A 25,610-nucleotide genomic window follows, 5' to 3' on the forward strand; every position below is an offset into this window, starting at 1 on the left:
CAAACTGATTGAGCGCGGCGACCATTGCGGCGGACCAATCGTGTTCCGCCGCAAAAGCGCCACGTACCCAGACTATTGCTACCCGGCCTGATGCGATTGATCGAGGTCAAAGGCCATGCGACGCTTCACGACGTCTCGCGCCGCAATGGATCACGGTTCGCTCTAACTGTGCATCGACGCGCGGCAATGCGGACAGTTCATCAGCGCGTCGCCGGCGGAGCGCTCCTGCAAGACGATGTGCAGATCCAGCCCGCCGCGACGCGGCACGTCTACCGTCTTCGCGAACGCCGTGCGCCCGGCATGCGCGACGATACGATAACGTCCGGCCGGAAGCATCACGAACAGGAACGGGCCTTCGGTACGGGTGTCGAGAATGGCATGGCCCGACGCGCTCGCGATCGTCACGTCCACATCGGAGAGGTAGTTGCCCGCGGGCGCGGTCAACGTCATGCGCAGGCTGTAGCGAGGTGCAAGCGCGCGAAATGCTTTCGCGTCGTCCTCGCCGATTCCGCCTGTCATGTACAACACGCCATCGCGGCTGACCGGCTCCGGCAGCGTTTGCGCGGCGAGCGCCGCGCTCATCGCGAGAAACACGGATGCGATACCGATACGCAGCAAGCGTGGATTGATGAATGGCATAACGAAGAGATCTCCAGGTTCGTGAACGTCTGGAGGCGCTCCGTGCCGGCGTTTCGGCCGCTCCTCCCGTTCACATGGCGCAATACGCGCAAAGTGTGTTCAGCCGATGTTCGACCGGTGTCCGCCGGCCGTTTCATTCCTCGGGGCGAGGCCGCGCCAGCAGCAACGGCGTGCCGGCAAGACGCGCGGTGCGGGCGGCCACGCTGCCGAGAAACCAGCGCGCGATGCCGCGCCGCCCGTGAGTGCCCACGACAATCAGATCCGCCCGCCACTGTTGCGCGTCGCGGACGATTGCGTGCGCCACGTCGTCGCGTGACGGCGCCGTTTCGACAGCCTCGGTTTCAGCGCGATTCGGGAATTCGGCAAAGACCGTCGCTGCCGCCTCCAGAATCACCTTTCCTTCTTCGACGAACGCCTGCTCGAGCACGCTGATCGGCACGATATCGGTCAGCCGGACGGCACGATCTATCACGTAGATCGCACGAAGACGGGACTTGGGTGTGGCGAGTTGCAGCCCGAAGTGCAACGCGTCGAGCGAAGCGGCGCTTCCGTCCAGGGCGAACAGGATCCGGCGCGGCGATGTGCGGATCTCCGCTTCGTAGCTGGCAGGCACCACGAGAATCGAACAGGGTGCCTCGGTCGTGACATATTCCGACACCGTTCCTTCGACCCAGCGCAACATGCCGTGATGCTGGCGCGCGCCCATGACGAGCAGATCCGCCTTCCATTCGGCCGCGGCATCGATCAATGCGTTTGCCGTGTAGCCACCTTCCCTTGAAATTGCCGTGATGCCCGACTCCACGTCGATACCGGCATCCGCGAATATTTTCCCGGCGTGCGCCACGGCTTCGTCCGCATCGTGGGCGAGTTCGGCGCGCGCAAGCTGCAGTTCGGCATCCGTCTTCGATCCGAGCGGCAGGAGCACACGAGGATTTTCCGCGACGCTCACAATGCGGATCCGGGCACCCGGTAGAGCCAGGTGGCACACGTAGGCCACCGCGCGCGCCGACTCCGGCGAAGTATCGACGGCCACGAGTATCCGTTGAATTGTGCGAGTGACGTTACCACCGACGGGTGTTGTGCTCATGATCGGGTCTCCATGAGGGCGTGGTGTTCGCCCTGCTGACATCGAGATCTGATTCTCTGCGCACGGCTCTTTGGCTCGTTGATGCACGTCAAGTCGCTGCCACCGCTGCCCGGGTGGTATTATCGCTGCCGCGCGAAGGAGCGGACGCCGTTGCGTCGCCGTTGCGTCGCCGTTGCGTTATCGAGCCATCCTCGTCGCGTGCATTTGACCCGGATCAATCGTCCCTCCGGGCGGCCCCTATGCTGGCTGAGACAGAGGGATTGCGTCGTGCATCGCGACGAATCGCCTCCAGCGAACAATGCCACCAAAAAAGGACGTTCATGCCCGGCGCACACGCGCAGACGCCGTCCATCCGCGTGCCGATCCTGGTCTACCACCGCTTTGCCGCGACCGTGAACGATTCCATGACGGTCCGCGTCGCGACCTTCGAGGCACAATTAAGATTCCTGAAGGAACGCGGCTATCAGGTGGTCCGCTGCGAAACGTCGTGAACTGCTGCGCGATCCTTCCGTGACGCTGCCGCCACGGCCGGTTGTCCTGACTGTCGACTAAGGCCATCGGTCGGTCTTCGACGAACTGCGGCCGATCGTGGAGCGCGAGCGTCTTTGCAGGCATGGGGGCACGGCGCCACTCGATCTCGTTGACGTGATTCGCACGTCACACAAACTGTCGGCTTCAGTCCCACGTGACTGCATGAGCATTGCAACGGGCGCTGCTGACCGGCCCTTACAGCCCTTCCGGTATCTCGTCCTGATCGCGTGGGCACCTGACCAGCAGCACCGGAACGTGCGCGCCCCGCAGGAACGTTTCCGCGACGCTGCCCTGTAGCAGCCGCCCTATGCCATGCCGGCCTTGCGTGCCCATCACCACCAGACCCGCGCCCTGGCGCTGCACGCAACGGGCGAGACAGTGCGGGATATCGTCCGCCGCACTCTCCGTTTCCTCGATCTCGGTATCGCCGGGCACGCCACGCTCGGCCATCGCCCGGCGCGCCTCATCGAGGGCGAGCCGGCCGTCTTCACGCAGCACGTCACGAAGCTGGTCGGGATTGAAATAGCCCGCGTAACGGGACGCACACCACGGATGGACGACATACACCGCATGCAGCCGCGCTTGCGTGAGCTGCGCAAATTGCAGCGCTTCATACAGCGCCCATCGGGACGACTCGCTGCCATCCAGCGCCACGACGATCTTCTGATACATGATCCGCTCCTCGCAGACGTTGCGGACACCCCGCCCGACGTCCTGATACTGCTCATCGCGGCAGATTAGCTGGATCATCGGCGCGAATGGCTCCACGCACCTGACCTGCGTCAAGCAATCGCACGACGAGCCGGGGAAGCGAGGTCTCGCGCGCAAACATCGGCCGCCCGCGCGCATCACGCTGCGCGGCGCCTCACGTCGCGAGCCGGCGACGAAACCCCGCGCTCACACCGGGCCAACGCTTGATCGAGCTCAACGACTCGTGCGGGCCTGCGCCCACAATGACCCGATCGACAGGCGGCGGGCAGCACGACAGTCACCTTCCCGCTGGCCTGCTTTTCCAACATCGGTACATTCGGGAGATACGACATGGCGGAACATCTTTGCGAACTTTGCGGTGTCAGACCGGCGACCATCCGGGTCGCGGTCATTCAGGGCGGCCGCAGAAGGCAACTCGATGTTTGCGACTATCACTACGCGCAGCTCACGCGGCATCAACGGCAGGTGTCGCCGCTCGAATCGCTGTTTCGGGGCGGCCTGTTCGAGGGATTGCTGGACTCGGGTATGGACGGCTCCGGCCCCGAACCCGCCGCCACGCGCCACGACGGCCCGGTCAGCAAAGGCGTCGACCTGCAACAGCATTTCAGCGACCAGGCGAAGGAAATACTGCAACGCGCCGCCGAACGCGCCGTGCAATTCGGCCGTCACGAAGTGGACACCGAACACGTGCTCTATGAACTCGTCGAAAGCGAAGCAGTACAGCGCATTCTGTCGGCGCTGAAGATCTCCGCCAGCGACCTTCAGAAGCATATCGAAGCAAACGCGCCCAAAGGACACGCCACGTCGAAAGCGCCGCAAGGCGAGATTTCCGTTTCGCCGCGCCTGAAGAGTGCGCTTGAACGCGCGGTTATCGCGTCGCGCGAATTCGGACAGAACTACGTCGGGCCCGAACATATTCTCACCGGCCTCGCCGAAGTCACCGACAGTTTTGCCGGCGATCTGTTGATGAAGTATGGCCTGTCGTCTCACCAGTTGCGTCAGCAGACGTTGAAACAGGCCGGCCAGGAAGAAGCCGCACAGGCGCCCAGCAACACGCCGCAGCTCGACAAATACAGCCGCGACGTCACGCGGCTCGCCCGTGAAGGCAAGCTCGATCCGGTGATTGGACGATCGAAGGAAACCGAGACGCTCGTCGAGGTGCTGGCCCGCCGCAAGAAGAACAACCCCGTGCTGATCGGCGAGCCCGGCGTCGGCAAGACCGCGATTGTCGAGGGCCTCGCGCAGCGCATGATCAGCGGCGACGTGCCGGAAACGCTGCGCGAAAAACGCCTGATCGAACTCAATGTCAACTCGCTGGTCGCGGGCTCGAAATACCGCGGCGAATTCGAGGAACGCGTCAGGCAGGTGATGGACGAAATCGCCGCGCACAAGGATCAGCTGGTCCTCTTCGTCGATGAAGTGCACACCATCGTCGGCGCGGGCCAGGGCGGCGGCGAAGGCGGCCTGGATATTGCCAACGTGTTCAAGCCGCCGATGGCGCGCGGCGAGCTCAACCTGATCGGCGCGACCACGCTCGCCGAGTACCAGAAGTACATCGAGAAAGACGCCGCGCTGGAACGGCGCTTCCAGCCCGTGCTGGTCGGCGAGCCGAGCGTGGAGCAGACCATCGGCATTCTGCGCGGGCTGCGCGACCGTCTGGAAGCGCACCACAAGGTCACGATCCTGGATGAAGCGTGCGTCGCCGCCGCCGAACTGTCCGACCGCTACGTCACGGGCCGCTTCCTGCCGGACAAGGCCGTCGACCTGATCGACCAGGCGGCCGCGCGCGAGCATCTGTCGTCCACATCGCGCCCGGCGGAGGTGCTGGAACTCGAATCGGAAATCGCCCAGATCCGGCGCGAACAGGAATACGCGGCGTCGCACAAACAGTTCGAACGGGCCACGGCGCTCGGAGAGCAACTGTCCGGCAAGCAAACCCGGCTCGACGACGCGACCCAGGCATGGAAGCGGCGCGTGAGTACGAGCACCGCGGAGGTGACCCGTACGCTGGTCGCCGAAATCGTCGCGAAGATGACGGGCATTCCGGTTGCCGACCTGACGCAGGAAGAGAAAACCAGACTGCTGCAAATGGAGGACCGCCTGCACCGGCGCGTGATCGGCCAGGAAGAAGCGATCAGCGCGGTAAGCGATGCGGTGCGGCGAAGCCGCGCGGGTTTGCAGGCCCGCCATCAGCCGCTCGCCGTGTTTCTGTTCCTCGGCCCGACCGGCGTCGGCAAGACCGAACTGGCCAAGGCGCTCGCCGAAGTCGTATTCGGCGACGAGGACGCCATTGTGCGTATCGACATGAGCGAGTACATGGAGCGGCACGCGGTGGCGCGACTGATCGGCGCGCCGCCCGGCTATGTCGGCTACGACGAAGGCGGCCAGCTGACCGAGCGCGTGCGGCGGCGTCCGCATAGCGTGATTCTGCTCGACGAAATCGAAAAGGCGCATCCGGACGTCTACAACGTGCTGCTCCAGGTATTCGACGACGGCCGCCTGACCGACGGCAAGGGCCGCGTCATCGACTTCGCCAATACGCTGATCATTGCGACCAGCAATCTCGCCTCCGACGTCATCATGGGCACGCCGCGCAAGCGTCCCGGCTTCATCGCCGCGGACAACGACCTCGCCGCCGACAAGGGCGCCCGCAAGGACCGCCAGCCGGACGGCGTGCGCGAAGGTGTGATGACGGTGCTGCGGTCCCATTTCCGGCCCGAGTTCCTGAACCGTATCGACGAGATCATCATTTTCGAATCGCTGAACGCCGACCAGATCCGTTCGATCGTGCGCCTGCAACTCGACAAGGTCGCGCACATCGCGAAGAGTCAGGATATCGACATCGTGTTCGACGACAGTATCGTCGATCAACTGGCGAAGGAGGCTTACCGGCCCGAATATGGCGCGCGTGAGTTGCGGCGGCGCATCCGCCAGGTCATCGAGAATCCGCTGGCAAAGCAGATGCTCGACGGCGCGGTCCGCGAGGGCAACCGCGTGGTGTGCCGGTTCGATCCGCTCGCGGACGATACGGTGTTCGAACTGGGCGAAGCACCGCAGCAGGAGCTCGCCGGCACAACGCAGCAGCAAGACCAGAAAGACCCGGAAGCCGGCAATGGTGCGGCTGACGCCGGACCGGCCGCGAAACCCGCGCGCAAGCGTGCCAGCCCGGCGCGCAAGCGCGGCAACACGGACGGCGGCGACCACGCCGCGGGATAAAGCGGGGGGCGCCGGGCACGACCGCCCGGCGCTCCGCTAGACCGGCTGCGTGGTGGCTGCGGCCAGCTCTGCGATATCGTCGGTGATTTCGTCCTGACGGACCCGGCGATAGCTCTGCGTCAGTTCTTCGAGCGTATCCCGCACATTGGTGCGCGCGGCCAGCATCGCGTTCACCCTCGCTTCGTTTTCCGCGGCGAACGAGAGCATCAATGCTTCGCAGATCTCGACGAACACATATTCCTCGACGAGACCGGGAAGCAAACGTTCGACCGGCAATGTGAGCAGCGGCGGCACAGCGCGCCGCGCCACCTGAAAGCGCGAAAAATCAAACGGTATCAACCGGTGCTCGACCATCTTGCCAGAGGCGGCGCCGCCGCCCGGCAGCGCATGGATGATCGAGACTTGATCTACCGCGCGCAGGCCGAGACGCGCGTAGAGCGCATCCGTAATGCGGTTGGCCAGAGACGGCACTTCGTCGGCGTGGGAAACCGCGGGGGAACTCCATGCGAGCGCAAGGCGGCGCTCGCTGGCCGCCATCTCGCCGCGCGTGCCGACGAGCAGCAGCTCGCACCGTGCGCTATCGACGCGAGTCCGTACATAGTCCAGCACCTGCTCGTTGAACGAGCCGACGAAGCCCTGCTCCGAGCACAGCGCGATCACGATCCGCACGCCATGATCCGGCTCGGCCGAAGGTGCCTGCGCCCCTCTGCCATAGGCGAGCACGGCGCCGATCGCGGCCCCCACGGTCGCGGCCGACGAGCGGATACCGGGCAGCCGCCGCTGCGCTTCTCGCGAGCGAGCCGCGGCAATGCCGCGCATGGCGCCGATCACGGCGTCCAGTTGGCGCGCGGTGGCGGTACGCGCTTCGATTTCCGCGAGTCTGCCGCTCATTTTCCGCTCCCGGTCCGGGCAGGGACATTCGCCGCTTCCAGCGTCAGGCGCTGCACGATCTCGCGCACCGTCGTGACGAGCGCGGCCTGCGTGGCGGGGTCCAACGGCGCATCCATCCAGCCGGCTGCCATGCCTGCGCCCAGCAGTTGTTCGGCGAGCTGAGCCCGCGCCTCAGTGGCAATGGCCGGCGGCGCGGCATCGAACACGCCCTCCGCCAGTGCGGCAAGCAGCGCGATTTCATCGACCGTGCGCAGCGGCCTGAATCGTGGTTGCGCGATCAATGCCCGGATGCGTTCGCCACGGGCTATCTTGCCCGCGACGTGAGCATCCGTCAGGCCGCCGAAGCGGCTGAACATCTCGAGCTCCAGGAACTGCGCGTAGTCGAGCCGCAAGCGGCCCGACACCTCGCGCAACGCGGGATGCTGCGCCTTGCCGCCCACCCGGCTCACGCTCAGCCCGACATCCACCGCGGGACGCTGGTTCGCCGCAAATAGCGCGGCATCCAGCACGATCTGGCCGTCCGTGATGGAAATCAGATTGGTCGGGATATAGGCGGACAGATTGCCCGCGTCGGTCTCCGCGATCGGCAATGCCGTCAACGAGCCGCCGCCGAGCTTGGCCGACAGTTTCGCCGCGCGTTCGAGCAATCTCGCGTGAACGTAGAAGATGTCGCCGGGATAGGCCTCGCGGCCTGGCGGCTCGCGTGTGAGCAGTGCCAGCTCCCGATGGGTCGCGGCATGCTTGGTGAGATCGTCGATGACGACCAGCGCGTGCTGCCCGCGGTCGCGAAAGTACTCGGCGATCGTGACGCCCGCGAACGGCGCGATCCATTGCAATCCGGCCGCCGAAGCCGCCGGCGCCACCACGAACACGCAGCGCTCGGGCGCGCCGTAGCGGCGCACGGATTCGATCACCTGCTGCACGGCCGTCGAGCGCTGGCCGATCGCCACATAGATGCAGATCATGTCCGAGTGCTTCTGGTTGACGATCGCGTCGAGGGCCAGGGCGGTCTTGCCGGTTGCACGATCGCCGATGATCAGCTCGCGCTGTCCGCGGCCCACGGCGAAAAGCGCGTCGACGATCAGCACGCCGGTTTCGACAGGCTCGCTGACCAGATCGCGATCGATGATCGCCGGCGCGGGCCGCTCGATCGGCATGCGCTTCACCGTCGCCACCGGCTCGTCGCGATCGAGTGGCCGGCCTAGCGGGTCGATCACGCGCCCGAGCAGGCCTTCGCCGACCGGCACCTCGATCACCGCGCCGGTGCGGGTCACGCGCGCGCCGGCTTCGACCGTGGCGCCGTCGTCCAGCAGCACGACGCTCATCAGATCGGCTTCCAGCGTGTGCACGAAACCGCTCGCGCCGCTTTCGAAGCGCAGCAGTTCGTCGAGCGCCGCATCGGCCAGTCCCGAAACGAACGCGATACCGTCGCCGATCCGCTCCACGCGGCCGAGCGTGTCGGCATAAGGCGCGGGCGCCGTGCGGGCCAGCACCTTGCGCTGTGCCGCGAGCCAGGCGTCATCGCTCATTTCAGCTGGCAGCATGACTGTCATCGAGCAGCGCCTCCTTGATGCGAACGAGTTCCGCGCCGAAGCTATTGCGCACCACGGCATGCGGCGAGCGCAGTTCGAGGCCGGCTATCAGTTGCGGATCCACTTCGAAGTTGACCGGCACCTCGCGCTTCATGCACGTTGCCAGCATTGCGCGGCACTGGTCCTGTTCCTGCGGGCTCAACGCTCGCGGCGCGGCGAGTAGCGGCACCGCGCCGTCCTCCCAGAACCCGGCGCGCGCGCTTTCCGGAAGCCGTGCGATTCCCTCGGCAAGGCCGTCGACAAAACCGCTCACGCGCATGCTCTCCGGCAACCTGTCGAGCAGCTTGGCGGCGATATCCACGGCAAGCCGGCTGGCCCGTTCAGACGCGAGCTTGTCCTGCTCGGCGCGCGCTCCCGCGGCTTCGCCTTTCGCTGCGGCTCGCAACGCGTCCGCTTCGGCCTGGGCAGCGTTTAAAAGCGCCTGCTTCTGCGCCGCGGCCTCCGTGGCGACGGCTTTCATGGCTTCGCCGTGCGCCGCCGCGAGCTGCTGCGTTTCCTGGGTCGCCTTGTCGCGCTCCTGCACTGCGACGAGCTTCGCCGCCTCGGCATCGGCGATCAGGGCCTGCGCCGTCTTCTGACGTTCAGCGATGATGCCAGCGACCGGGCGGAACAGGAAACGCGCGAGCAGCCATATCAGCACCAGTGCATTGATGGTCTGAAGCGCGAGTGTCCACCAGTCAATTCGCATGGCGTCCGCCTATTTCGCAAACGGGTTGGCAAACAGCAGCAGCAAGGCGATCACGAGACAATAGATCGCCATCGTCTCGATCATGGCCAGCCCGACGAACAGCGTGCGCGACACGGTGCCTGCCGAATCCGGCTGCCGCGCGATCGCGTCCATTGCCGCGGCGACCGCACGGCCTTCGGCGAGCGCCGGCCCGATCGCGCCGAACGAGACGGCAAACGCTGCCGCGGCGATACTGACGACTTCGATAAGGTTATTCATGAGACTTCGCCCTTTTTGACACTGACATGGTGCGGATCGCCGATCGCGGCGCCGATGAAGACCATCGAGAGAACAGCAAAGATGTAGGCCTGAACCGCGCCCGTGAGCAGATCCAGCGCCATCAGCGGAATCGGCACGAGCAGGCCGGCGAGCGACAGCAGAATGCCGATCACGAACACGCCGCTCATGACGTTGCCGAACAGGCGCACCACCAGTGAGAACGTGCGCGTGATCTGCTCGACGACGTTCAGCGGAATCATCACCCAGCTCGGCTCCGCGAACGACGCGAGATAGCCCGTCGCGCCGCGGCTGCGAACGCCGTAAAAGATCGTGGCGCCGAGCACGATCAGCGCGAGCGCGGCATCGGTTTCGAGGTGCGCGGTAGGCGGCGTGACGCCCGGCACCAGCGCGCACCAGTTGGCGACCAGCACGAAGACGAACAGCGTGCCGATCAGCGCGCGATACGTTGCGGCCTCGGTTTGCATGGTGTCGCGAATCTGCTGGTCGATCGTCTCGACGAGCAGTTCTAGCGCGGTTTGCGTCTTGCCGGGCGCAAGCGAGAGTCTTCGGCTCAGCACGACAGCCCCGGCGGTGACGATGGCCATGATGCCCCAGGTGATCAGCACGGGCCCGGTGATCGGAACCGGGCCAAGCTGCAGAAGCGGCGCGATGGTAAGCGGTGATTCGGTCATGACAGACGTCCGTAACGCCGTAGCGCGATCCTGCGTGTGAGCAGCACGCCCGCCATCCCTGCCAGCAGCGCCAGCGCGCCCACGCGTACGAGCACGAACAGCAACGCACAGGTCAGCGCGATGCGCGCGATTTGCAGCGCCAGCGCCGCGACTGTCTTGCCAGCCGTGAACAACGGCCAGTTCCAGCGCAGCGAAAGGAAATGCCACGTGCCCGCAACCACGCCGAGCGCGAGTCCGATCACGAGCTGGGCGGCGAGCGGCGCTAGCGGCCATGCCAGCGGACTATTCACGATGTGCTCCCTGTTGACGATGCATCCATTTCCATGCGGACCAGAAGCCGAGCGCTGCCCCCACCATGAGAAGCGGCGCCGAGAAAAATACCCGCGTACCGAAGGTGCGGTCGAGCCAGTGTCCCAACGCCAGCCCGAGCAGTGTCGGCACCACGATGGCCCAGCCGAGAATGCCGATCTGGCCGAGCCGGGTGCCGAGCGAGGGCTCCGGCTCCGCCCGCCCGCGCGCCGCGCGTTCCGCGGCCTGCTGGGCCGCGCCGGCCAGCTTGTCCTCACGAGAGCTGCGCTCGTCGCGCTGCGGTGTGCTCATTACAGCGTTGCTCCCGTGCCGGCCGGATTTGCGCCATCGGCCCCGGCTCGCGGCCGCAAATAGCGCAGCATCTGACGCACCGCGCGCGCATGCAGTCGCATCTGGTCGACGCGGGCGCGCCGCGCTGCCTCGTCTTCGTCGGCGTGACGGCTGCGCACGATCGCTTCGAGGCCTTCCAGCGAATCGCCCGGAATCGCTTCGCGGCACGCGATGGACACCGTCGCGCCGCCCGACACCAGCAGCACGCCGCCGTTCACCGCGCAGTAGCGCAACACGTTGTCCGTACCCGTCCAGCGGACCACCGACGACGTCAGCTGCGTGACGAAATCGGCATGACCAATACGGATGCCGAACGAACCGCTTGCGTCTTCCGCCCGCAACGAGACGATTTCGACAGCGTCGAACCAGACTCGCGACGGCGTCGCGATGGTGAGCCTCAAGGCATCCTTGCTCATGCCGCCGGCTCCTTTTCAGCGGGAGCAGCCTGTTGCGCGGTGCTCTGCTGCGCGGCGGCCGCCTCCCTTTGGCGCCCTTCATCGAGTGTGCCGATCATGTACAACGAACTCTCCTGCCACGTATCGCACTCGCCCGCGAGAATCGCTTTACAGCCGGCGATCGTATCGGCGAGCGCGACCGAGCGGCCGGGCTCGCCCGTGAACGCCTCGGTGACTGCGAACGGCTGGGTCAGAAAGCGCTGCAGGCGGCGCGCGCGGCCGACCAGTGCGCGGTCCTCGGCGCCCAGTTCTTCCACGCCCAGCAACGAGATCACATCCTGCAACTCACGGTAATGCTCGATGATGCGGCGCACTTCGGTTGCGACCGCCGCATGTTCTTCGCCCACCACCAGCGGATCGAGCAGGATCGACGACGACGCAATCGGATCGACGGCGGGATACATGCCTTCGGCCGCCATCGAGCGGGACAGCACGACCATGCTGTCCAGGTGCGCCGCAATCGCGGTCACGGCGGGGTCGGTGAAGTCGTCGGCGGGCACGTACACCGCCTCGATCGCCGTCACCGACACACCGCCCACGGACACGATGCGTTCCTGCAAACTCGCGACTTCGGTCGCCAGCGTGGGTTGGTAGCCGACTCGCGACGGCATGCGCCCGAGCAGACCCGACACTTCGGCGCCAGCCTGCACGAAGCGAAACACGTTATCCATCAGCAACAGGACGTTCTGCCGACGTTCGTCGCGAAAGTATTCGGCAATCGTCAGCGCCGTGAACGGCACCCGCCAGCGTGCGCCCGGCGGCTCGTTCATCTGTCCGTAAACCAGTACGGTGCGCGGCAATACGCCGGAGGTCCGCATGTCGAGCAGCATCTCGTGACCTTCGCGCGAGCGTTCGCCGACACCGGCGAACACCGAGATACCTTCGTAACGCTCGACCACTGCATGAATCAGTTCCATCACCAGCACGGTCTTGCCGACTCCGGCGCCGCCGAACATGGCCGCCTTGCCGCCCTGGGCGAGCGGCGCGAGCAGATCGATCACCTTGATGCCGGTCGAGAACAGCGTACTGGTGCCCTTGAGCGACGCCAGCGGCGGCGCCGCGCGATGAATCGGGCGACGCTCGATCTGCGCGGGAAGCGCCGGGCCGTCGTCGCGCGTCGCACCGGTTACGTCGAGCAGCCGGCCGAGCACCGCTTCGCCGACCGGCGTTTCAATCGGACCGCCGGGGGCCTGCACGCGCGTGCCGCGCCGCAACCCGGCCGTGGTCTGCAAGGCCAGTGCGCGCACCATTGTTTCGCTCAGATGCGCCTGGACCTCGGCGAGCACCGGCGCGAGATCGTCAGGCGTGACGACGAGCGCATCGCCGACGGCGGGCAGCGCATCACGCTCGAACCTGACGTCGACGATCGCGCCGCGCACGGCAACAACGTAGCCATCCCGTGCAGCCGACGGAGTTGCTGAAAACGCTGCTGCTGAATGACTCGGCATGGTTGGGGCTTCCGCGGCAAGGTATGAACAGCCAGAAGATATGCCTGGAATGCTCCACAAAACTGATTTTCATCAAATGTCCGAGAGATAGAGGCGAGAAATACCTTGGCCGCGAACAGGCTGTCCGCCCTTGCGCCGGACACACCGGTGCGCGGACATGCGACCTTGCACGGACTGATCCAGATCAACTGCCGAGCCTTCATGAAGTGACCTAATCCACCTATCTAAAAAACAGTGAGGTCCGTCATGAAGAACCTGGCAGATTCATTTTCGGCACCATCCGTTCCAACGCCGGCCGGCCAGACTGGCAGCGCGGTAGCGAAGCCATTGCGGCTCGGCCTGCTCACCGCGCTGGTGATCGGTTCGATGATCGGCAGCGGCGTCTTCTCCCTGCCGCAGAACATGGCATCCGGCGCGGGCGCCGCCGCCGTGCTGATCGGCTGGCTGATCACCGGCGTCGGCATGTTGATGCTTGCGTTTGTCTATCAGACGCTGACAACCCGCAAGCCTGAACTCGACAACGGCATCTACGCTTATGCGCGCGCCAGTGCCGGCGAGTTCGTCGGCTTCAATTCGGCCTGGGGCTACTGGGTCAGCGCGTGGATCGGCAATGTCGGCTATCTCGTCATCGTGTTCGGCACGCTCGGCTACTTCTTTCCCATATTCGGCGACGGCAACACGCCCGCGGCCGTGCTGGGCGCGTCCATCGCGCTATGGATCATGCATGCCGTGATCCTGCGCGGCGTGCGCAGCGCAGCGGTGCTCAACGCGATCACCACGGTCGCCAAGGTGATCCCGCTGCTGCTGTTCATCGTGCTCGCGGCCATCGCCTTCAGAAGCCATGTGATCGCTCAGGACTTCTGGGGCAACGCGAAGCTCGGCAGCGTCTTCACGCAAGTCAAAAGCACCATGCTGATCACCGTGTGGGTGTTCATCGGTATCGAAGGCGCCAGCGTGTTCTCGGCCCGCGCGCAGCGGCGCGAGGATATCGGGCGCGCCACGCTGCTCGGCTTCGTGGTGGTCCTGCTCCTGCTGATGGCGGTCTCCCTGCTGTCGCTCGGTATCGTGCCGCAAGGCGAGCTCGCCGCGATGAAGAACCCCTCGATGGCCGGCGTGCTCGACAAGGCCGTCGGTGCCTGGGGCGCGGTGCTCATCAGTATCGGCCTGCTGGTCTCGGTGGGCGGTGCGTTGCTGGCGTGGACCCTGCTGGCGGCGGAAACACTCTTCACGCCGGCGAACGGCGGCGTCATGCCGAAGTTTCTGGCGCGCGAAAACAGTCACGGCGTACCGGCCAATGCACTCTGGGTGACCAACGGACTGGTGCAACTGTTCCTGATCATCACGCTCGTCTCCAACGCGACCTATCAGGCGCTGATTTCGCTTGCGACTTCGATGATCCTGATCCCGTATCTGTTCTCCGCTGTCTACGCGACTGGCATCGCCATGCGCGGCGAAGGTTACGCGCCGGCGGAAGGCGCGCGCACCCGCGACATGCTGATCGGCGCGGCCGCAACCGTTTATTGCTGCTGGCTGCTGTATGCCGCCGGCCCCAAGTATCTGCTGCTCTCCGCTCTGCTCTACGCGCCCGGCGTGCTGCTGTACGGCTGGGCGAAACGCGAACGCGGCGCACGTCTGTTCAAGCCGTTCGAAGCGGTGATCCTCGCGGCTCTGCTCATCCTCGCCGCCGTGGCGGCATGGCTGCTTTCCACCGGCGCGCTCGGTTTGTAAGCCGCCGCTCTTCAGGAGAAACTCAATGACATTCGGCGTCTATTCCGAAATAGGCACGCTGCGCAAGGTCATGGTCTGCCGCCCGGGACTTGCCCAGGCGCGCCTGACACCGGCCAATTGCCGCGACCTGCTGTTCGATGACGTGCTGTGGGTATCGCAGGCAAAGAACGACCATTACGCATTCGTCAGCACGATGCAGGAGCACGGCGTCGACGTGCTGGAAATGCACGATCTGCTGGCCGACATCCTGCAAGGCCGCGAGGCGCGCGACTGGGTGCTCGAACACAAGCTTGCGCCCGGCACCGTGGATGCGGAACTGGCGGCGCAACTCAGGCCCTGGCTCCAGGAGATGGAGCCGGGCGAACTCGCCACACGCCTGATCGGCGGGATCGTTCGCGCCGAATTGCCGTTCGAGGCCGACGGCCTGCTCGCGCAATGCACGCCGCCCTCGGGATTCATTCTGCCGCCGCTGCCCAACACGCTCTTCACGCGCGACAGCAGTTGCTGGATCAACGACGGCGTCGTGCTCGGATCGATGTACTGGCCGGCACGGCGACAGGAGACGCTGCTCGCCACCGCCATCTACCGCTTCCATCCGCTGTTCAGCAGCGGAACACGCGTGTGGTGGGGCGGCCCGGAAACGGACCACGGCGGCGCGACGCTCGAAGGCGGCGATGTCATGCCGCTGTCGCGTGACGTCGTGCTGATCGGCATGGGCGAGCGCAGTTCGCCGCAAGGCGTCGCGCAGCTCGCGCGGGCCCTGTTCGCCGGCGAATCGGTCAAGCAGGTGATTGCTGCGCAGTTGCCGCGCTCGCGCGGCGCGATGCACCTCGACACGGTGTTCACCTTCTGCGATCGCGACCTGGTCACGATCTTCCCCGAGGTGGTGGATGCCATCCGTTGCACGAGTTTGCGCCCCGGCAAGCAGCCCGGTCAGCTCGACGTGCGGGCCGAAAGCGCGCCGTTTCTGGACGTGGTCGCGCAGGCGCTGGGTATCGGGACGCTGCGCACCGTCGCCACCGGCGGCGATACGTGGGAATCCGAGCGCGAGCAATGGGACGACGGCAACAACGTGATCGCGCTCGCGCCGGGCATCGTCGTGGCCTACAACCGCAATGTGTACACCAACACGCTTCTGCGCAAGGCAGGCGTGGAAGTCATTACGATCCCGAGCGGCGAACTGGGCCGCGGGCGCGGCGGCGGCCATTGCATGACCTGCCCGATCGAACGCGCCCCCCTCTGACGCGAAGCGCGCGTCGCACCTTTGGAGAATCCGCTCATGGCTTTCAATCTACGCAATCGCAGTCTGCTCAACATGCAGGACTTCGCGCCGCGCGACATCCGCTTTCTGCTCGACCTCGCCTCCGAGCTGAAGCGCGCCAAGTACGCCGGCAACGAAGTCCCGCGGCTCAACGGCAAGAACGTCGCATTGATTTTCGAAAAGACCTCGACGCGCACGCGTTGCGCATTCGAGGTCGCCGTGCACGACCAGGGCGGCCACGTCACCTACATCGACTCCGCGAGTTCGCAGCTCGGCCGCAAGGAGTCGCTCAAGGACACCGCGCGGGTACTCGGACGGCTCTATGACGGTATCGAATACCGCGGGTTTCATCAGAGCGTGGTCGAGGATCTCGCGACCTATTCGCATGTTCCGGTCTGGAACGGACTCACCGACGAATTCCACCCCACCCAGGTACTCGCCGACCTGCTCACCATGCAGGAATTCGGCGAGAAACCGTTGCACGAGCTATCGTTCTGCTACCTCGGCGACGCCCGCTTCAACATGGGCAATTCGCTGCTGATCGGCGGGGTGCAAATGGGCATGGACGTGCGCATCGCGGCGCCGCGCGAATTGTGGCCGCACGACGAACTGGTAGCGCAAATGCGGCTTCTCGCCGAGCGCACCGGCGCCAGCGTGACGATCGTCGAGGATCCGCATGAGGCGGTGAGCGGCGTCGACTTCGTCTACACGGATGTCTGGGTGTCGATGGGCGAGCCCGTCGAAGCGTGGGGCCCGCGAATCGATCTCCTGCGCCCCTATCAGGTCAACGCCGCGCTGATGAAAGCGACCGGCAACCCGCGCACCCGCTTCATGCACTGCCTGCCCGCCTATCACAATCTCGACACCGACACCGGCCGGATGGTCCACGAGCATTTCGGCATGTCCGAACTCGAAGTCAGCGACGAGGTGTTCGAATCGGATGCGTCGATCGTCTTTTCCCAGGCTGAGAACCGCATGCACACGATCAAGGCCGTGCTTGTGGCAACCCTCGCTTGAGGCGCTCACCATGCGCATTCTGATAGCGCTGGGCGGCAACGCGCTGCTGCGCCGCGGCGAACCGATGACGATGGCGCGCCAGCTCGACAATATCCGCCGTGCCGCGAAGCAGATCGCGCTGCTGGCCGACGGCAACCAGCTGGTGGTCGCGCACGGCAACGGTCCTCAGGTCGGACTGCTCGCCTTGCAGGCGGCCGCCGCCGGCGGCGCGGAAAACACCGCACCGCTCGACGTGCTCGACGCCGAATCGGAAGGCATGATCGGCTATCTGCTCGAACAGGAACTGGCCAACGCATTGCCCGCCACTCGCCACGTCGCGACCTTGCTCACGCGTGTCGAGGTGGACGCACACGACCCCGCCTTCGCGCACCCGACCAAACCGATCGGCCCCGTCTATACGAAGGCGCAGGCCGAAGCGCTGGCGCAGCGCAACGGCTGGAGCATTGCGCCGGACGGGACGGACTTCAGGCGCGTCGTTGCTTCGCCGAAGCCACAGCGCATTGCGGCGCTGAAACCGGTTGAATGGCTCGTGGAGCACGACGTGATCGTGATCGCGGCCGGCGGCGGAGGCATTCCGGTCACGCTGGCGGCGGACGGCCAAACCCGCACGGGTATCGAGGCCGTAATCGACAAGGATCTGTGCAGCGCGCTGCTCGCCGCCGATGTCGGCGCCGATCTGCTGCTGATCGCGACCGACGTGGATGCGGTCTATGCGGACTGGCATTCGCCGACGCAGCGTGCGCTGCGGGAGATATCGGTAGCGGAATTGAGGTCGCTTGCATTTCCCGCCGGCTCGATGGGTCCCAAGGTCGAAGCGGCGTGCGACTTCGTTACACGCACCGGCAAACGCGCGGTGATCGGCTCGCTCGAGAATATCGAGGCGATGGCGGCCGGCACGGCGGGCACGCAGATCAGCCCGTGACAGCACCGTCGTAATGCAGTGAGCCTTCGCCACTAAGCCGTTCGCGGAAGAACCTCCGCGAACGGCCTGGTGACGCTCTTACAATATCGACTCAGACCAGCTTCGACGGAAGGCCGCTACTCGGTGTGCATCGGCTGGATTGCCTTTCTGTCCGCCGACTTTTTCTCGCGTTCGGTTGCCGTGGTTGTCGTGGATGTCGTCGCCGAACCGGCTGCCGAGCCTGCAGGCACGGCCGACTGGGTAGCCACGCTGCCCGCAGCATGCCGTTGCCGGACCGCGCCAACCGGCGGCACCGCGAGATCCGGCTGAAGGTCCGACAGGATCTCGAAGAACTGCCGGCTGTACGAAAGCGCCTGAGCGGCCCCCGCAGGCGCAAGCAACGTGGGTAGACACAGAATCTCCGGCAGATTGCCCGCCGCACATGCCCGGGCAACCACCTCCTGCGTTTCGGCAATCCCGAACCGGATTGCCTGCAGGTTCAAAGCCGTAAGCCGCTCGAACGCCTCCATGCTCCGGGTGGTGATGCCGCACAACTGGCCGAAGCCGGCGCTTTCCGTATTGAACCATTGCCCGGAAATGATCTGAGCCATCATGCCTCCAAAGTTGATTGCCGACCCGCGTCGGCCGCTTGTCTGCTAGATGCCCGGCATCACCGGATACGGCTCGGTGTGATCCTCCACCCGTTTGACGCCGGGGATGTTTTGCGCCGCCACCCGAACCGCGTCGACGGCTTCCATCGCATGGAATACGCCCCACAGATGCACGACTCCGTCGGTGACGACGATATTGCGGCCGGCAAAGCTCCATTTACGGCCCGCCAGTTCGCCCATCAACATCGCGCGGATCTCGGCGTCCGAGAGCGTGACGTCCGATGCCGGTTCGTCCGGCACGCTGGCCAGCGCCTGCACGAGATTGGCGCGGCTCACGATGCCCACCACCCGCCCCGCCTGCGTTACCGGCACACGCTTGATGCGCCGCGTCTCGAGAATGCTGGCCACTTCACCGAGCGGCGTGTCGGGCTGAACCGTCACCACATCGGGGGTCATCACGTCGCGCACTTTCACCGCATGAGTCTTGATGTAATCCCTCGCTTCATGGCTCGCGGACCAGACGTCGAGCCATGAACTCGGCTTGCGCTCGTCGGTGCCGATTTCGGTGCGGCGAAGCAGATCGCCTTCGCTGATCATGCCGGCGATATGGCCCTCCGGATCCAGAACCGGTGCGCCGCTGATGCCGTTGTCGACGAAAATTCTGGCGACCTCTCTCACGGTCATGTCGGGTGTGACCGATATAACGTTGGTGATCATGACATCGGATGCGCGCATGGTAAGCCTCCTGGACAGTTAGGATCATTGAATTCGTGGGACCGGCACGTCCCGGCCGTCAGTCTCGGAACGCCGGCAAGCCCCCGGGTGATTTCAGATTAGGCCGGTGCGACGCCCTTCCGTTTGACGTGGATCATCCCGAAGGCCGTTGCATGCATCCGCCGATCCGTGCGCGGCGACAGAACCCTCGCGCTTGACTCATATCAACCCGGCACGGGCCGTCTGCTGTCGAATGAAGAAGCGCGCATGGGTCCTGGATGACCCAGGTCAACCGCCCCGTATCGGTGAAGGAGATACTGGTCGCCACGTCATCAACGTCCGGAGAAAAGTTATGGCCCAACTAATGAAAGCTGCTGTCGTTCACGAATTCGGCGCTCCGCTGCGTATCGAAGAGGTTCCCGTCCCGCAGGTGGGGCGCGGCCAGATTCTGGTGAACATCAAGGCGTCCGGCGTCTGTCACACGGACCTGCACGCGGCCGACGGCGACTGGCCGGTCAAGCCCACCCTGCCCTTCATTCCCGGTCACGAAGGCGTGGGCTATGTCGCTGCCGTCGGCGAAGGTGTCAAGCATGTCAAGGAAGGCGATCGCGTCGGCGTGCCGTGGCTTTATACCGCCTGCGGTCACTGCGAGCATTGCCTGGGCGGTTGGGAAACGCTGTGCCAGGAACAGCAGAATACGGGCTACTCGGTCAACGGCGCTTACGCCGAATACGTGGTGGCCGACCCGAACTTCGTCGGTCATCTGCCCGCGGCCGTCTCGTTCGAAGATATCGCCCCGATTCTGTGCGCGGGCGTGACGGTGTACAAAGGCATCCGCATGACGGACGCGCGGCCGGGTCAATGGATCACGATTTCGGGGATCGGCGGCCTCGGCCATGTCGCGGTTCAATATGCCATTGCGATGGGCCTGCGCGTGGTGGCCGTCGATATCTCGGAGGACAAGCTGGCTCTTGCCCGCGAACTCGGCGCAACGCTTGCGTTCAACGCTTCGGAGTGCGACCCCGCGGCGGCGATCCAGAAGGAAATCGGCGGAACGCACGGCGTGCTCGTCACCGCCGTATCGCGCAGCGCCTTCGCTCAGGCGCTGGGCATGGTGCGCCGCGGCGGCACCGTTGCGCTGAACGGTCTGCCGCCGGGCGACTTTCCGCTGCCGATCTTCTCGACCGTGCTCAACGGCATTACCGTGCGCGGCTCCATTGTCGGCACGCGCCAGGACTTGCAGGAATCACTCGAATTCGCCGCACAGGGCCGTGTGCGTGCCCGAATCCATCTCGACCGGCTGGACAATATCAACCATGTTCTCGCCGAATTGAAGAGCGGGAAAGTGGATGGACGCATCGTTCTGAATCTCGATTGAGCAAGCGGGCGAGCGGCAGAGTCGACGAAAGAGAAAGCGGCGCGAGCGCCTGAGCGGCTCGCGCCTTTTTCGTTTGAGGCCTCTTCCCATGACGTTCTGGTGAATGCTTGCCCCGGTCGACGTTGTGCAGGCGAAGCGTGAAGAAACGATGAACAGGCCGCGAAGCACGCCACGAAGCACGAAGCGATTGAGACGCTTGCGAGGGGATTGAAAAGAAACAGCGGAGAAAGAAGCGCGCGCCTGACGGAAATCGCTCAGCACTCAGGCCCGGCGGAACCCCGGCAGAACATCACCGTGACTGAACCGACAGCGTATTGGACATCTTGAGACGCAGCCATTCCATGCCCTCGCGCAAACCGGCCAACACGGCTTCGCGTTCCGTCGGAAACACGCTGCTGTGCCTGAACTCGTGGTTGAAAATTCCGTCCGGCGTGTGGTGGCTGAGCTTGATCGAGCAGTCGTAGCCACCCGTTGTGCGATGCGTGGTTGCGGCGACCGACCAGTCGCCGTCGCCCACGCTACCCGAGATCGTCATGAGTCGCTCCTTGGTTGATGCGCCGTCCATCCCATCAGACGTCTTCGGCGCGCCTGCATCGTCCCGCGTGGTCCAATCTGCCGGGCATGGCAGGCGCCGCATGTACGGTGCCCGTCCGGTCGCCGCCGGGCAAGCATGTCTATCCCACCGTCAGATTGTCGATCACCGCATGAACACCCGGCGTCGACCATGCCGCGCCGCGCGCGGCCGAGCGCTCCGCCATCGAGTCGACCGTGCCCGTCAGCGTGACCGTTCCTTCGTGCACCTTCACGCTGATGTGCTTCGCTTCGCGTTCGGCGTGGCGTCGCAGCGCCTTGCCGATCTCTTCGCCGATATCCAGCGCGGCCACTTTGCCGCCGATCCGGATGAGGTTCGAAACCCCGGTCACACCGCGCATATGTGAAATCGTGCGTGTGGCGACATGGCTCTGATAAGCCCAGTCGACCTCGCCGCTCAATGTCACCCAGCCTTTCTCGACCTGCACCTTGACCGCGTCCTCGCTCAAACCTACGGTCCAGCGCATGATGGAGCGAACGGCGTTGGCGAGTTCCTCGTCGGTTCGCACATCTGAATGCAGCAGGCGCACGTTCAGTTCCACCACGACGGCCTTCACGCCTGCCACACGCTGCGCGGCTTTTTCCGCCGCAAGCTTCTCCGCGTAGCTGACGGGATGCCCCGATAGCGTGACGACACGGTTATGCACTTCGACGCCGATGTCCGTAGCGTCGACTGCCGGATCCCAAGCCAGTTCGTCTTCGACCTGCTGCTTCAATTCCATGTCCGACTTCATTGCGTGCTCCTTGTTGGCATACGGCTGGCGGCGGCGCGCGGCCCACGAAGCCACTCGTGTTCCGCGCGGCCACGGATCAGTTGATCTGCAGGCGCTTGCGTTCGGAGGCCGCCTTTTTCGGCAAGGTGAGCGAGAGTACGCCGTCCTTGTACTCCGCCGCCGCCGCGCTCTCGTCGACTTCGCTCGCCAATGAAAAGGCACGGCTCACGGCACCCGCGTAACGCTCGCGGCGAATCACCCGTTCGCCTTCCTTCATTTCCTGATTCCGTTCGACTTTCGCGCTGATCGAAACAAGGTTGCCGTCGATTTTTACGTCGATATCCTTCTTGTCGACGCCCGGCAGTTCAGCCTTCACCGTGTACGCGCTATCGCTCTCCGTCACGTCGACCTTGATGTCGGCAAGCGGCGCTTCGCCGCCTGCGCCGCGCAGCGGCCGGAACAGGCCCTGAAAAAGTTCCGACATGGGTTCGAGGGGAAAGGGATCAAATCGGGTCAAGTTGCTCATCGTCCTGCTCCTGATTCATTCAATGACATCGTGGATACCAGATCGCGTCGCACGCCTCATACCGGCCCGTTTCACGCTGAACCCGCAGCCGGGAGCGGTGCACCCCAGCCTGCTCACACGCGCGGCTTTCGCTGTCGCGGCGAACATGCTGTACCGCTAACTTTAGGCGCGCCTGCAAAGCATCCATTGACGTGTGTCAAGTGGCGCACATCGCAGCCCAGGACGTCCGCAAGCATGATGTCGGTCAAGTCGCCGCGATGGTCCGCATCTATTCTGAAAGAACCCTTGATGCCCGACGGAGAGTTCCATGCCTGCTCACTTTTCACCGGCACATCAGCGTCCAGTTCACAGACGGCAACGCGAACGGCTGGCGCAGCGAGGCTGGCGCGCGCTCGACCGCGCGATGCAGAGGCCGTCGACATATCGTCACCCCGCGGGCCGCATTCGCCGCATCGAAACGCACATCTCGGTCGTGTACCTGGCCGGCCGGTATGCGTACAAGCTGAAGAAGCGCGTCAATCCCGGTTTCGTGGACTTCACGCAGGCACGCGCGCGCGAACGCGCGTGCGCCGACGAGTTCCGGCTGAACCGCCGGCTCGCCCGTGAGATTTATCGCGGCGTCGTATCGATTACGCGCCGCGGGGGCTCGTACCGTGTCGCGACAACGGGCGAGGTCGCCGAGCACGCCGTCCTGATGCGACGCTTCGACGAGCAGGAAATTTTCAAGGCATTGCAGGCGCGCGGCGAACTCGGTTTCGCGGAAATGGACGCCCTCGCCGGACAACTTGCGGCGTTCCACCGCCGTTCCTCACGCACGCCGCCTCGCGCGGTCTTCGGCTCCGCAGCGTTTGTTCAGGAACAGATGCAGACCGTGGTGGAAGCACTCCGCCGTGAAACCGGAGCGCGCCTGCCTGCCCGGATTTCCGCCTGGTGCGGGAGCGAAGGCCAACGCCTTGCCGGGCACTTCGCCGCGCGTCACGCAGGCGGCTTTGTGCGCGAGAGCCACGGCGACCTGCACCTCGATAACATCGTTCGGTGCGGCAAGCGCGTGCTCATGTTCGACTGCATCGAATTCGACGACGCCTTGCGCTGGATCGACATCGCCAGCGACCTGAGCTTTCCGTTGATGGATCTGCACGCGTGTGGCCGGCAAGATCTCGCGGCGCGCCTGTTGAACGGCTGGCTGCAACGTACAGGCGATTTTGCGGCGCTGCCGGTGCTGCGTTACTACATGGTCTACCGCGCATTGGTGCGCGCCCTCGTGGCAGTGTTGAAAACACGCGATCAGCCGCCTGATGAGGGCCTCGCGCGCGCCATGCCGTACCTGAATCTGGTCGAGCGCATGATCGCGCCGCAGCGGCCGTACTTGCTGCTATGCCACGGCTACTCCGGATCGGGCAAGTCAGTGGCGAGCGAAGCGCTGGTGAGCCTGGTCGGCGCCGTGCGTCTGTCGAGCGATATCGAGCGCAAGCGCGGCCGCCCCTTCGCGCCTATCGATTCCCGTCCGCTGCCGGCCGAAGCCTACACGCACGACTCGATCGACCGGCATTACGATCTGCTGCTGCAATTGGCGCAACAGGTGCTGCTGGCCGGCTACCCTGCGCTGGTCGACGCGACCTTTCTCAAGAGCGCGCATCGCGCCCGCTTCGCCGCGCTCGCACGCTCGCACGGCGTGCCGGTTTTTCTGCTCGATTTCCATGCGCGGGTACGTCAACTCGAACAGCGCGTGCAGGCGCGCGCCGCCGCTTCCCATACGGAATCGGACGCCGGCCCGCTCGTGCTGATCCGGCAACTGGCGAACGAGGAACCGCTCTCCGCGGAAGAAATGCAGCGAACGGTGAGCTTCGATACGGAAGTGCCGCTCGCCGATTTCGGCCGTCTGGACTACTGGCGAAAACTGCTGCGGCGGCTTTGCGAGCCGGAAGCGGCAGCGCCGCCGGAGGTGGCGAGCGGCTAGCGCGAGGCATCTGTCAGGCAAGCTCCAACGCGAGTTCGATCAGCAGGGCCGCGTAACGAGCTGGAACAACGGCGCACGCAAGATCAAGGGCTACACACCCGACGAAATCATCGCCCGCCATTGCTGGATGATCTCGGCCTCGCCGCGGCGCTGGAGTGGCTGACGGACGACTTCACGCAGCGCTTTAACGTGGCCGCCAGACTGCGCATCGATACCGACGACGCGGGCTTCACGCCTTTGGCGTCCTCCGCGCTCTTCCGCATCGTGCAGGAAGCGCTGACGAACGTGGCCCGGCATGCGCAGGCAAGGCAAGTGAAGCGGTCGTCCGGATTTCTTGCAATGCGAAGACCTGCTCGATCCATATCGACAACAACGGCCGCGGAACCGTACTCGAAGACACCGGCAGACGCGGCTCGTTCGGCCTGCTCGGCATGCGCGAACGCGTGCGTCAGTTGCGCGGCACCCTGACGATCGACAGCACCCCAGGCAACGGCTTCAGGATCACCGCCACGATTCCGCTCAGTGCGATTCGCCCGGATGAGACGCCGCCGGTTTGACCGGCCCGGCTGAAGCGGCAGCAACGCGTGCTTCGCCGCCTGCCGCCGCCTGTACGTCTTGCCGCAACGCGGCAATCTCGTCGCGCAGTGCCTTGATGTCGCGATGCATTTCCCGCCGCAAGATCCGCTCTTCCTGCTCGACGAACGTCGCGGCAATGCTGGCGAAGACCAGCGACAACAAGCCGTAGCCGAGCAACACCACGAAGGCGGCGAAAACGCGTGATGCGGGCGTGGTCGGCGCCATGTCTCCGTAGCCGACTGTCGCGCTGCTCTCGAATGCGAGCCAGACGCCTTCCGCGTACGTATGCACGCCCGGTTCGAGCCAGTAAAACCCCGCCCCCGCTGAAGCGAGCAGCAACACGGCTATCACCAGCAGCAACCCCAGGCGGCCCGGGGAGAAAAAGCTTCGCAACGACACGACGATGCGCGCCGCCACCAGCCCCACGAAGACAACGCGCAACAGCCATTCGAGCGGCGACCACGGCAACGCGCCCCACGCCACGCTGATCGCCGAGCCCGCTGCGATCAGGACATCGTAAGCGTTGCGTGTGATGAACCGTTCGGGCTTGCGGCTGAGAAAGGCGATCCGGCCAAGGACCATCGTGAATCCCGCGGACATGGACGCATAAAGCGCACGGCCGGCCAGATGAAACCGGGACGCAGCGGCCAGTTCGAAATAGAACGCGGGAATTGCAAGCAGGCTGAGAGCGAACAGCACCCACTGCATCCAGCGCCATGCCCGCATGGCCCGCGCGTCGTCGTGAACGTCGACCCCGGCGAGACCCGCAACGCGCCAACTCTCCTTCATG

General features: G+C 65.0%; 29 protein-coding genes. 10 read left to right on the plus strand and 19 right to left on the minus strand.

What is annotated here, in order from left to right; translation table 11 throughout:
- Positions 1 to 162: 162 nt before the first annotated feature.
- A complete protein-coding gene (locus BXE_RS12550; RefSeq protein WP_011488676.1) occupies positions 163 to 639 on the minus strand; it encodes a carboxypeptidase-like regulatory domain-containing protein in 477 nt (158 codons plus the stop codon).
- A gap of 133 nt (positions 640 to 772) precedes the next feature.
- Positions 773 to 1,726 carry a universal stress protein gene (locus BXE_RS12555; protein WP_011488677.1) on the minus strand — a complete coding sequence of 318 codons (954 nt, stop codon included), beginning with the start codon at positions 1,724 to 1,726 and terminating at the stop codon, positions 773 to 775.
- 320 nt (positions 1,727 to 2,046) lie between these two features.
- Between BXE_RS12555 and BXE_RS46510 the strand changes: the two genes are divergently transcribed.
- Entirely contained in the window at positions 2,047 to 2,217 is a 171-nt protein-coding gene (locus BXE_RS46510; protein WP_158340951.1) for a hypothetical protein, read from the plus strand.
- Between the two features lie 235 nt (positions 2,218 to 2,452).
- Here BXE_RS46510 and BXE_RS12560 read toward each other — a convergent pair whose 3' ends face one another.
- The gene (locus BXE_RS12560; protein WP_038458756.1) at positions 2,453 to 2,929 is read right to left on the minus strand and encodes a universal stress protein; all 477 of its coding nucleotides are present in this window, start codon (positions 2,927 to 2,929) and stop codon (positions 2,453 to 2,455) included.
- A 369-nt stretch (positions 2,930 to 3,298) separates the two neighbouring features.
- On the opposite strand from BXE_RS12560, the gene BXE_RS12565 reads away from it, so the two are divergent.
- Positions 3,299 to 6,184, plus strand: coding sequence for an ATP-dependent Clp protease ATP-binding subunit (locus tag BXE_RS12565; protein WP_011488680.1), 2,886 nt, complete (start codon positions 3,299 to 3,301; stop codon positions 6,182 to 6,184).
- A gap of 36 nt (positions 6,185 to 6,220) precedes the next feature.
- On the opposite strand, the gene BXE_RS12570 is transcribed toward BXE_RS12565, so the two are convergent.
- From BXE_RS12570 to atpD, 9 genes are read right to left on the minus strand one after another with little or no spacing between them, the layout of a single operon-like run.
- On the minus strand, positions 6,221 to 7,075 hold the full coding sequence (locus BXE_RS12570; protein WP_011488681.1) for a F0F1 ATP synthase subunit gamma: 855 nt from the start codon (positions 7,073 to 7,075) through the stop codon (positions 6,221 to 6,223).
- Positions 7,072 to 8,628: a F0F1 ATP synthase subunit alpha gene (locus BXE_RS12575; RefSeq protein ID WP_038457824.1), complete on the minus strand. Its 1,557-nt coding sequence runs from the start codon at positions 8,626 to 8,628 to the stop codon at positions 7,072 to 7,074. The genes BXE_RS12570 and BXE_RS12575 overlap by 4 nt, the downstream gene beginning before the upstream one ends.
- Complete coding sequence (locus BXE_RS12580; protein ID WP_011488683.1) at positions 8,606 to 9,355, minus strand: F0F1 ATP synthase subunit delta; 750 nt, start codon at positions 9,353 to 9,355, stop codon at positions 8,606 to 8,608. The genes BXE_RS12575 and BXE_RS12580 overlap by 23 nt, the downstream gene beginning before the upstream one ends.
- Positions 9,356 to 9,364: 9 nt before the next feature.
- Positions 9,365 to 9,613 (minus strand): F0F1 ATP synthase subunit C, encoded by a 249-nt coding sequence (locus BXE_RS12585; RefSeq protein WP_007181539.1) that lies wholly within the window; start codon positions 9,611 to 9,613, stop codon positions 9,365 to 9,367.
- On the minus strand, positions 9,610 to 10,305 hold the full coding sequence (locus BXE_RS12590) for a F0F1 ATP synthase subunit A (protein WP_011488684.1): 696 nt from the start codon (positions 10,303 to 10,305) through the stop codon (positions 9,610 to 9,612). Before BXE_RS12590 ends, BXE_RS12585 begins: the two co-directional genes overlap by 4 nt.
- On the minus strand, positions 10,302 to 10,595 hold the full coding sequence (locus BXE_RS12595; protein ID WP_081435522.1) for an ATP synthase subunit I: 294 nt from the start codon (positions 10,593 to 10,595) through the stop codon (positions 10,302 to 10,304). Before BXE_RS12595 ends, BXE_RS12590 begins: the two co-directional genes overlap by 4 nt.
- Positions 10,588 to 10,905, minus strand: a complete 318-nt coding sequence (locus BXE_RS12600; protein ID WP_011488685.1) for an AtpZ/AtpI family protein — start codon at positions 10,903 to 10,905, stop codon at positions 10,588 to 10,590. Before BXE_RS12600 ends, BXE_RS12595 begins: the two co-directional genes overlap by 8 nt.
- A complete protein-coding gene (locus BXE_RS12605; RefSeq protein WP_011488686.1) occupies positions 10,905 to 11,360 on the minus strand; it encodes a F0F1 ATP synthase subunit epsilon in 456 nt (151 codons plus the stop codon). Before BXE_RS12605 ends, BXE_RS12600 begins: the two co-directional genes overlap by 1 nt.
- Complete coding sequence (gene atpD, locus BXE_RS12610; protein ID WP_011488687.1) at positions 11,357 to 12,847, minus strand: F0F1 ATP synthase subunit beta; 1,491 nt, start codon at positions 12,845 to 12,847, stop codon at positions 11,357 to 11,359. Before atpD ends, BXE_RS12605 begins: the two co-directional genes overlap by 4 nt.
- 246 nt (positions 12,848 to 13,093) lie before the next feature.
- Here atpD and arcD point away from each other — a divergent pair, with 246 nt between their 5' ends.
- The 4 genes from arcD to arcC are packed head-to-tail and all read left to right on the plus strand — an operon-like array spanning position 13,094 to position 17,775.
- Complete coding sequence (gene arcD, locus BXE_RS12615) at positions 13,094 to 14,575, plus strand: arginine-ornithine antiporter (RefSeq protein ID WP_011488689.1); 1,482 nt, start codon at positions 13,094 to 13,096, stop codon at positions 14,573 to 14,575.
- 25 nt (positions 14,576 to 14,600) lie between these two features.
- The gene (locus BXE_RS12620) at positions 14,601 to 15,818 is read left to right on the plus strand and encodes an arginine deiminase (protein WP_007181532.1); all 1,218 of its coding nucleotides are present in this window, start codon (positions 14,601 to 14,603) and stop codon (positions 15,816 to 15,818) included.
- A 36-nt stretch (positions 15,819 to 15,854) separates the two neighbouring features.
- Entirely contained in the window at positions 15,855 to 16,853 is a 999-nt protein-coding gene (gene argF, locus BXE_RS12625) for an ornithine carbamoyltransferase (RefSeq protein WP_011488690.1), read from the plus strand.
- Positions 16,854 to 16,863: 10 nt separating this feature from the next.
- On the plus strand, positions 16,864 to 17,775 hold the full coding sequence (arcC, locus tag BXE_RS12630; protein ID WP_011488691.1) for a carbamate kinase: 912 nt from the start codon (positions 16,864 to 16,866) through the stop codon (positions 17,773 to 17,775).
- 116 nt (positions 17,776 to 17,891) lie between these two features.
- On the opposite strand, the gene BXE_RS12635 is transcribed toward arcC, so the two are convergent.
- Together BXE_RS12635 and BXE_RS12640 are read right to left on the minus strand one after the other, a co-directional pair.
- Positions 17,892 to 18,368: a phasin family protein gene (locus BXE_RS12635; protein ID WP_233518781.1), complete on the minus strand. Its 477-nt coding sequence runs from the start codon at positions 18,366 to 18,368 to the stop codon at positions 17,892 to 17,894.
- A gap of 42 nt (positions 18,369 to 18,410) precedes the next feature.
- Positions 18,411 to 19,100: a CBS domain-containing protein gene (locus BXE_RS12640; RefSeq protein ID WP_011488693.1), complete on the minus strand. Its 690-nt coding sequence runs from the start codon at positions 19,098 to 19,100 to the stop codon at positions 18,411 to 18,413.
- Positions 19,101 to 19,431: 331 nt separating this feature from the next.
- Between BXE_RS12640 and adhP the strand changes: the two genes are divergently transcribed.
- A complete protein-coding gene (gene adhP / locus BXE_RS12645) occupies positions 19,432 to 20,457 on the plus strand; it encodes an alcohol dehydrogenase AdhP (protein ID WP_011488694.1) in 1,026 nt (341 codons plus the stop codon).
- A gap of 289 nt (positions 20,458 to 20,746) precedes the next feature.
- On the opposite strand, the gene BXE_RS12650 is transcribed toward adhP, so the two are convergent.
- The 3 genes from BXE_RS12650 to BXE_RS12660 form a co-directional block, all read right to left on the minus strand.
- Complete coding sequence (locus BXE_RS12650; protein ID WP_011488695.1) at positions 20,747 to 20,992, minus strand: hypothetical protein; 246 nt, start codon at positions 20,990 to 20,992, stop codon at positions 20,747 to 20,749.
- Between the two features lie 139 nt (positions 20,993 to 21,131).
- On the minus strand, positions 21,132 to 21,782 hold the full coding sequence (locus BXE_RS12655) for a BON domain-containing protein (protein ID WP_011488696.1): 651 nt from the start codon (positions 21,780 to 21,782) through the stop codon (positions 21,132 to 21,134).
- A gap of 76 nt (positions 21,783 to 21,858) precedes the next feature.
- The gene (locus BXE_RS12660; RefSeq protein ID WP_007181522.1) at positions 21,859 to 22,287 is read right to left on the minus strand and encodes an Hsp20/alpha crystallin family protein; all 429 of its coding nucleotides are present in this window, start codon (positions 22,285 to 22,287) and stop codon (positions 21,859 to 21,861) included.
- Positions 22,288 to 22,594: 307 nt separating this feature from the next.
- Between BXE_RS12660 and BXE_RS12665 the strand changes: the two genes are divergently transcribed.
- Positions 22,595 to 24,244 carry a bifunctional aminoglycoside phosphotransferase/ATP-binding protein gene (locus BXE_RS12665; protein WP_011488697.1) on the plus strand — a complete coding sequence of 550 codons (1,650 nt, stop codon included), beginning with the start codon at positions 22,595 to 22,597 and terminating at the stop codon, positions 24,242 to 24,244.
- A gap of 10 nt (positions 24,245 to 24,254) precedes the next feature.
- Positions 24,255 to 24,407, plus strand: coding sequence for a PAS domain S-box protein (locus tag BXE_RS48175; RefSeq protein ID WP_407668618.1), 153 nt, complete (start codon positions 24,255 to 24,257; stop codon positions 24,405 to 24,407).
- Here the strand turns inward: BXE_RS48175 and BXE_RS46515 are convergent.
- Positions 24,335 to 24,541, minus strand: coding sequence for a hypothetical protein (locus BXE_RS46515; protein ID WP_158340950.1), 207 nt, complete (start codon positions 24,539 to 24,541; stop codon positions 24,335 to 24,337). The two genes, BXE_RS48175 and BXE_RS46515, sit on opposite strands and share 73 nt — an antisense overlap.
- Positions 24,542 to 24,600: 59 nt before the next feature.
- Here BXE_RS46515 and BXE_RS48180 point away from each other — a divergent pair, with 59 nt between their 5' ends.
- Complete coding sequence (locus BXE_RS48180) at positions 24,601 to 24,801, plus strand: ATP-binding protein (RefSeq protein WP_407668619.1); 201 nt, start codon at positions 24,601 to 24,603, stop codon at positions 24,799 to 24,801.
- Here the strand turns inward: BXE_RS48180 and BXE_RS12675 are convergent.
- Entirely contained in the window at positions 24,764 to 25,609 is an 846-nt protein-coding gene (locus BXE_RS12675; RefSeq protein ID WP_011488698.1) for a potassium channel family protein, read from the minus strand. The two genes, BXE_RS48180 and BXE_RS12675, sit on opposite strands and share 38 nt — an antisense overlap.
- Position 25,610 lies beyond the last annotated feature (1 nt).

The organism is Paraburkholderia xenovorans LB400, from assembly GCF_000013645.1.
Taxonomy (GTDB): Bacteria; Pseudomonadota; Gammaproteobacteria; order Burkholderiales; family Burkholderiaceae; genus Paraburkholderia; species Paraburkholderia xenovorans.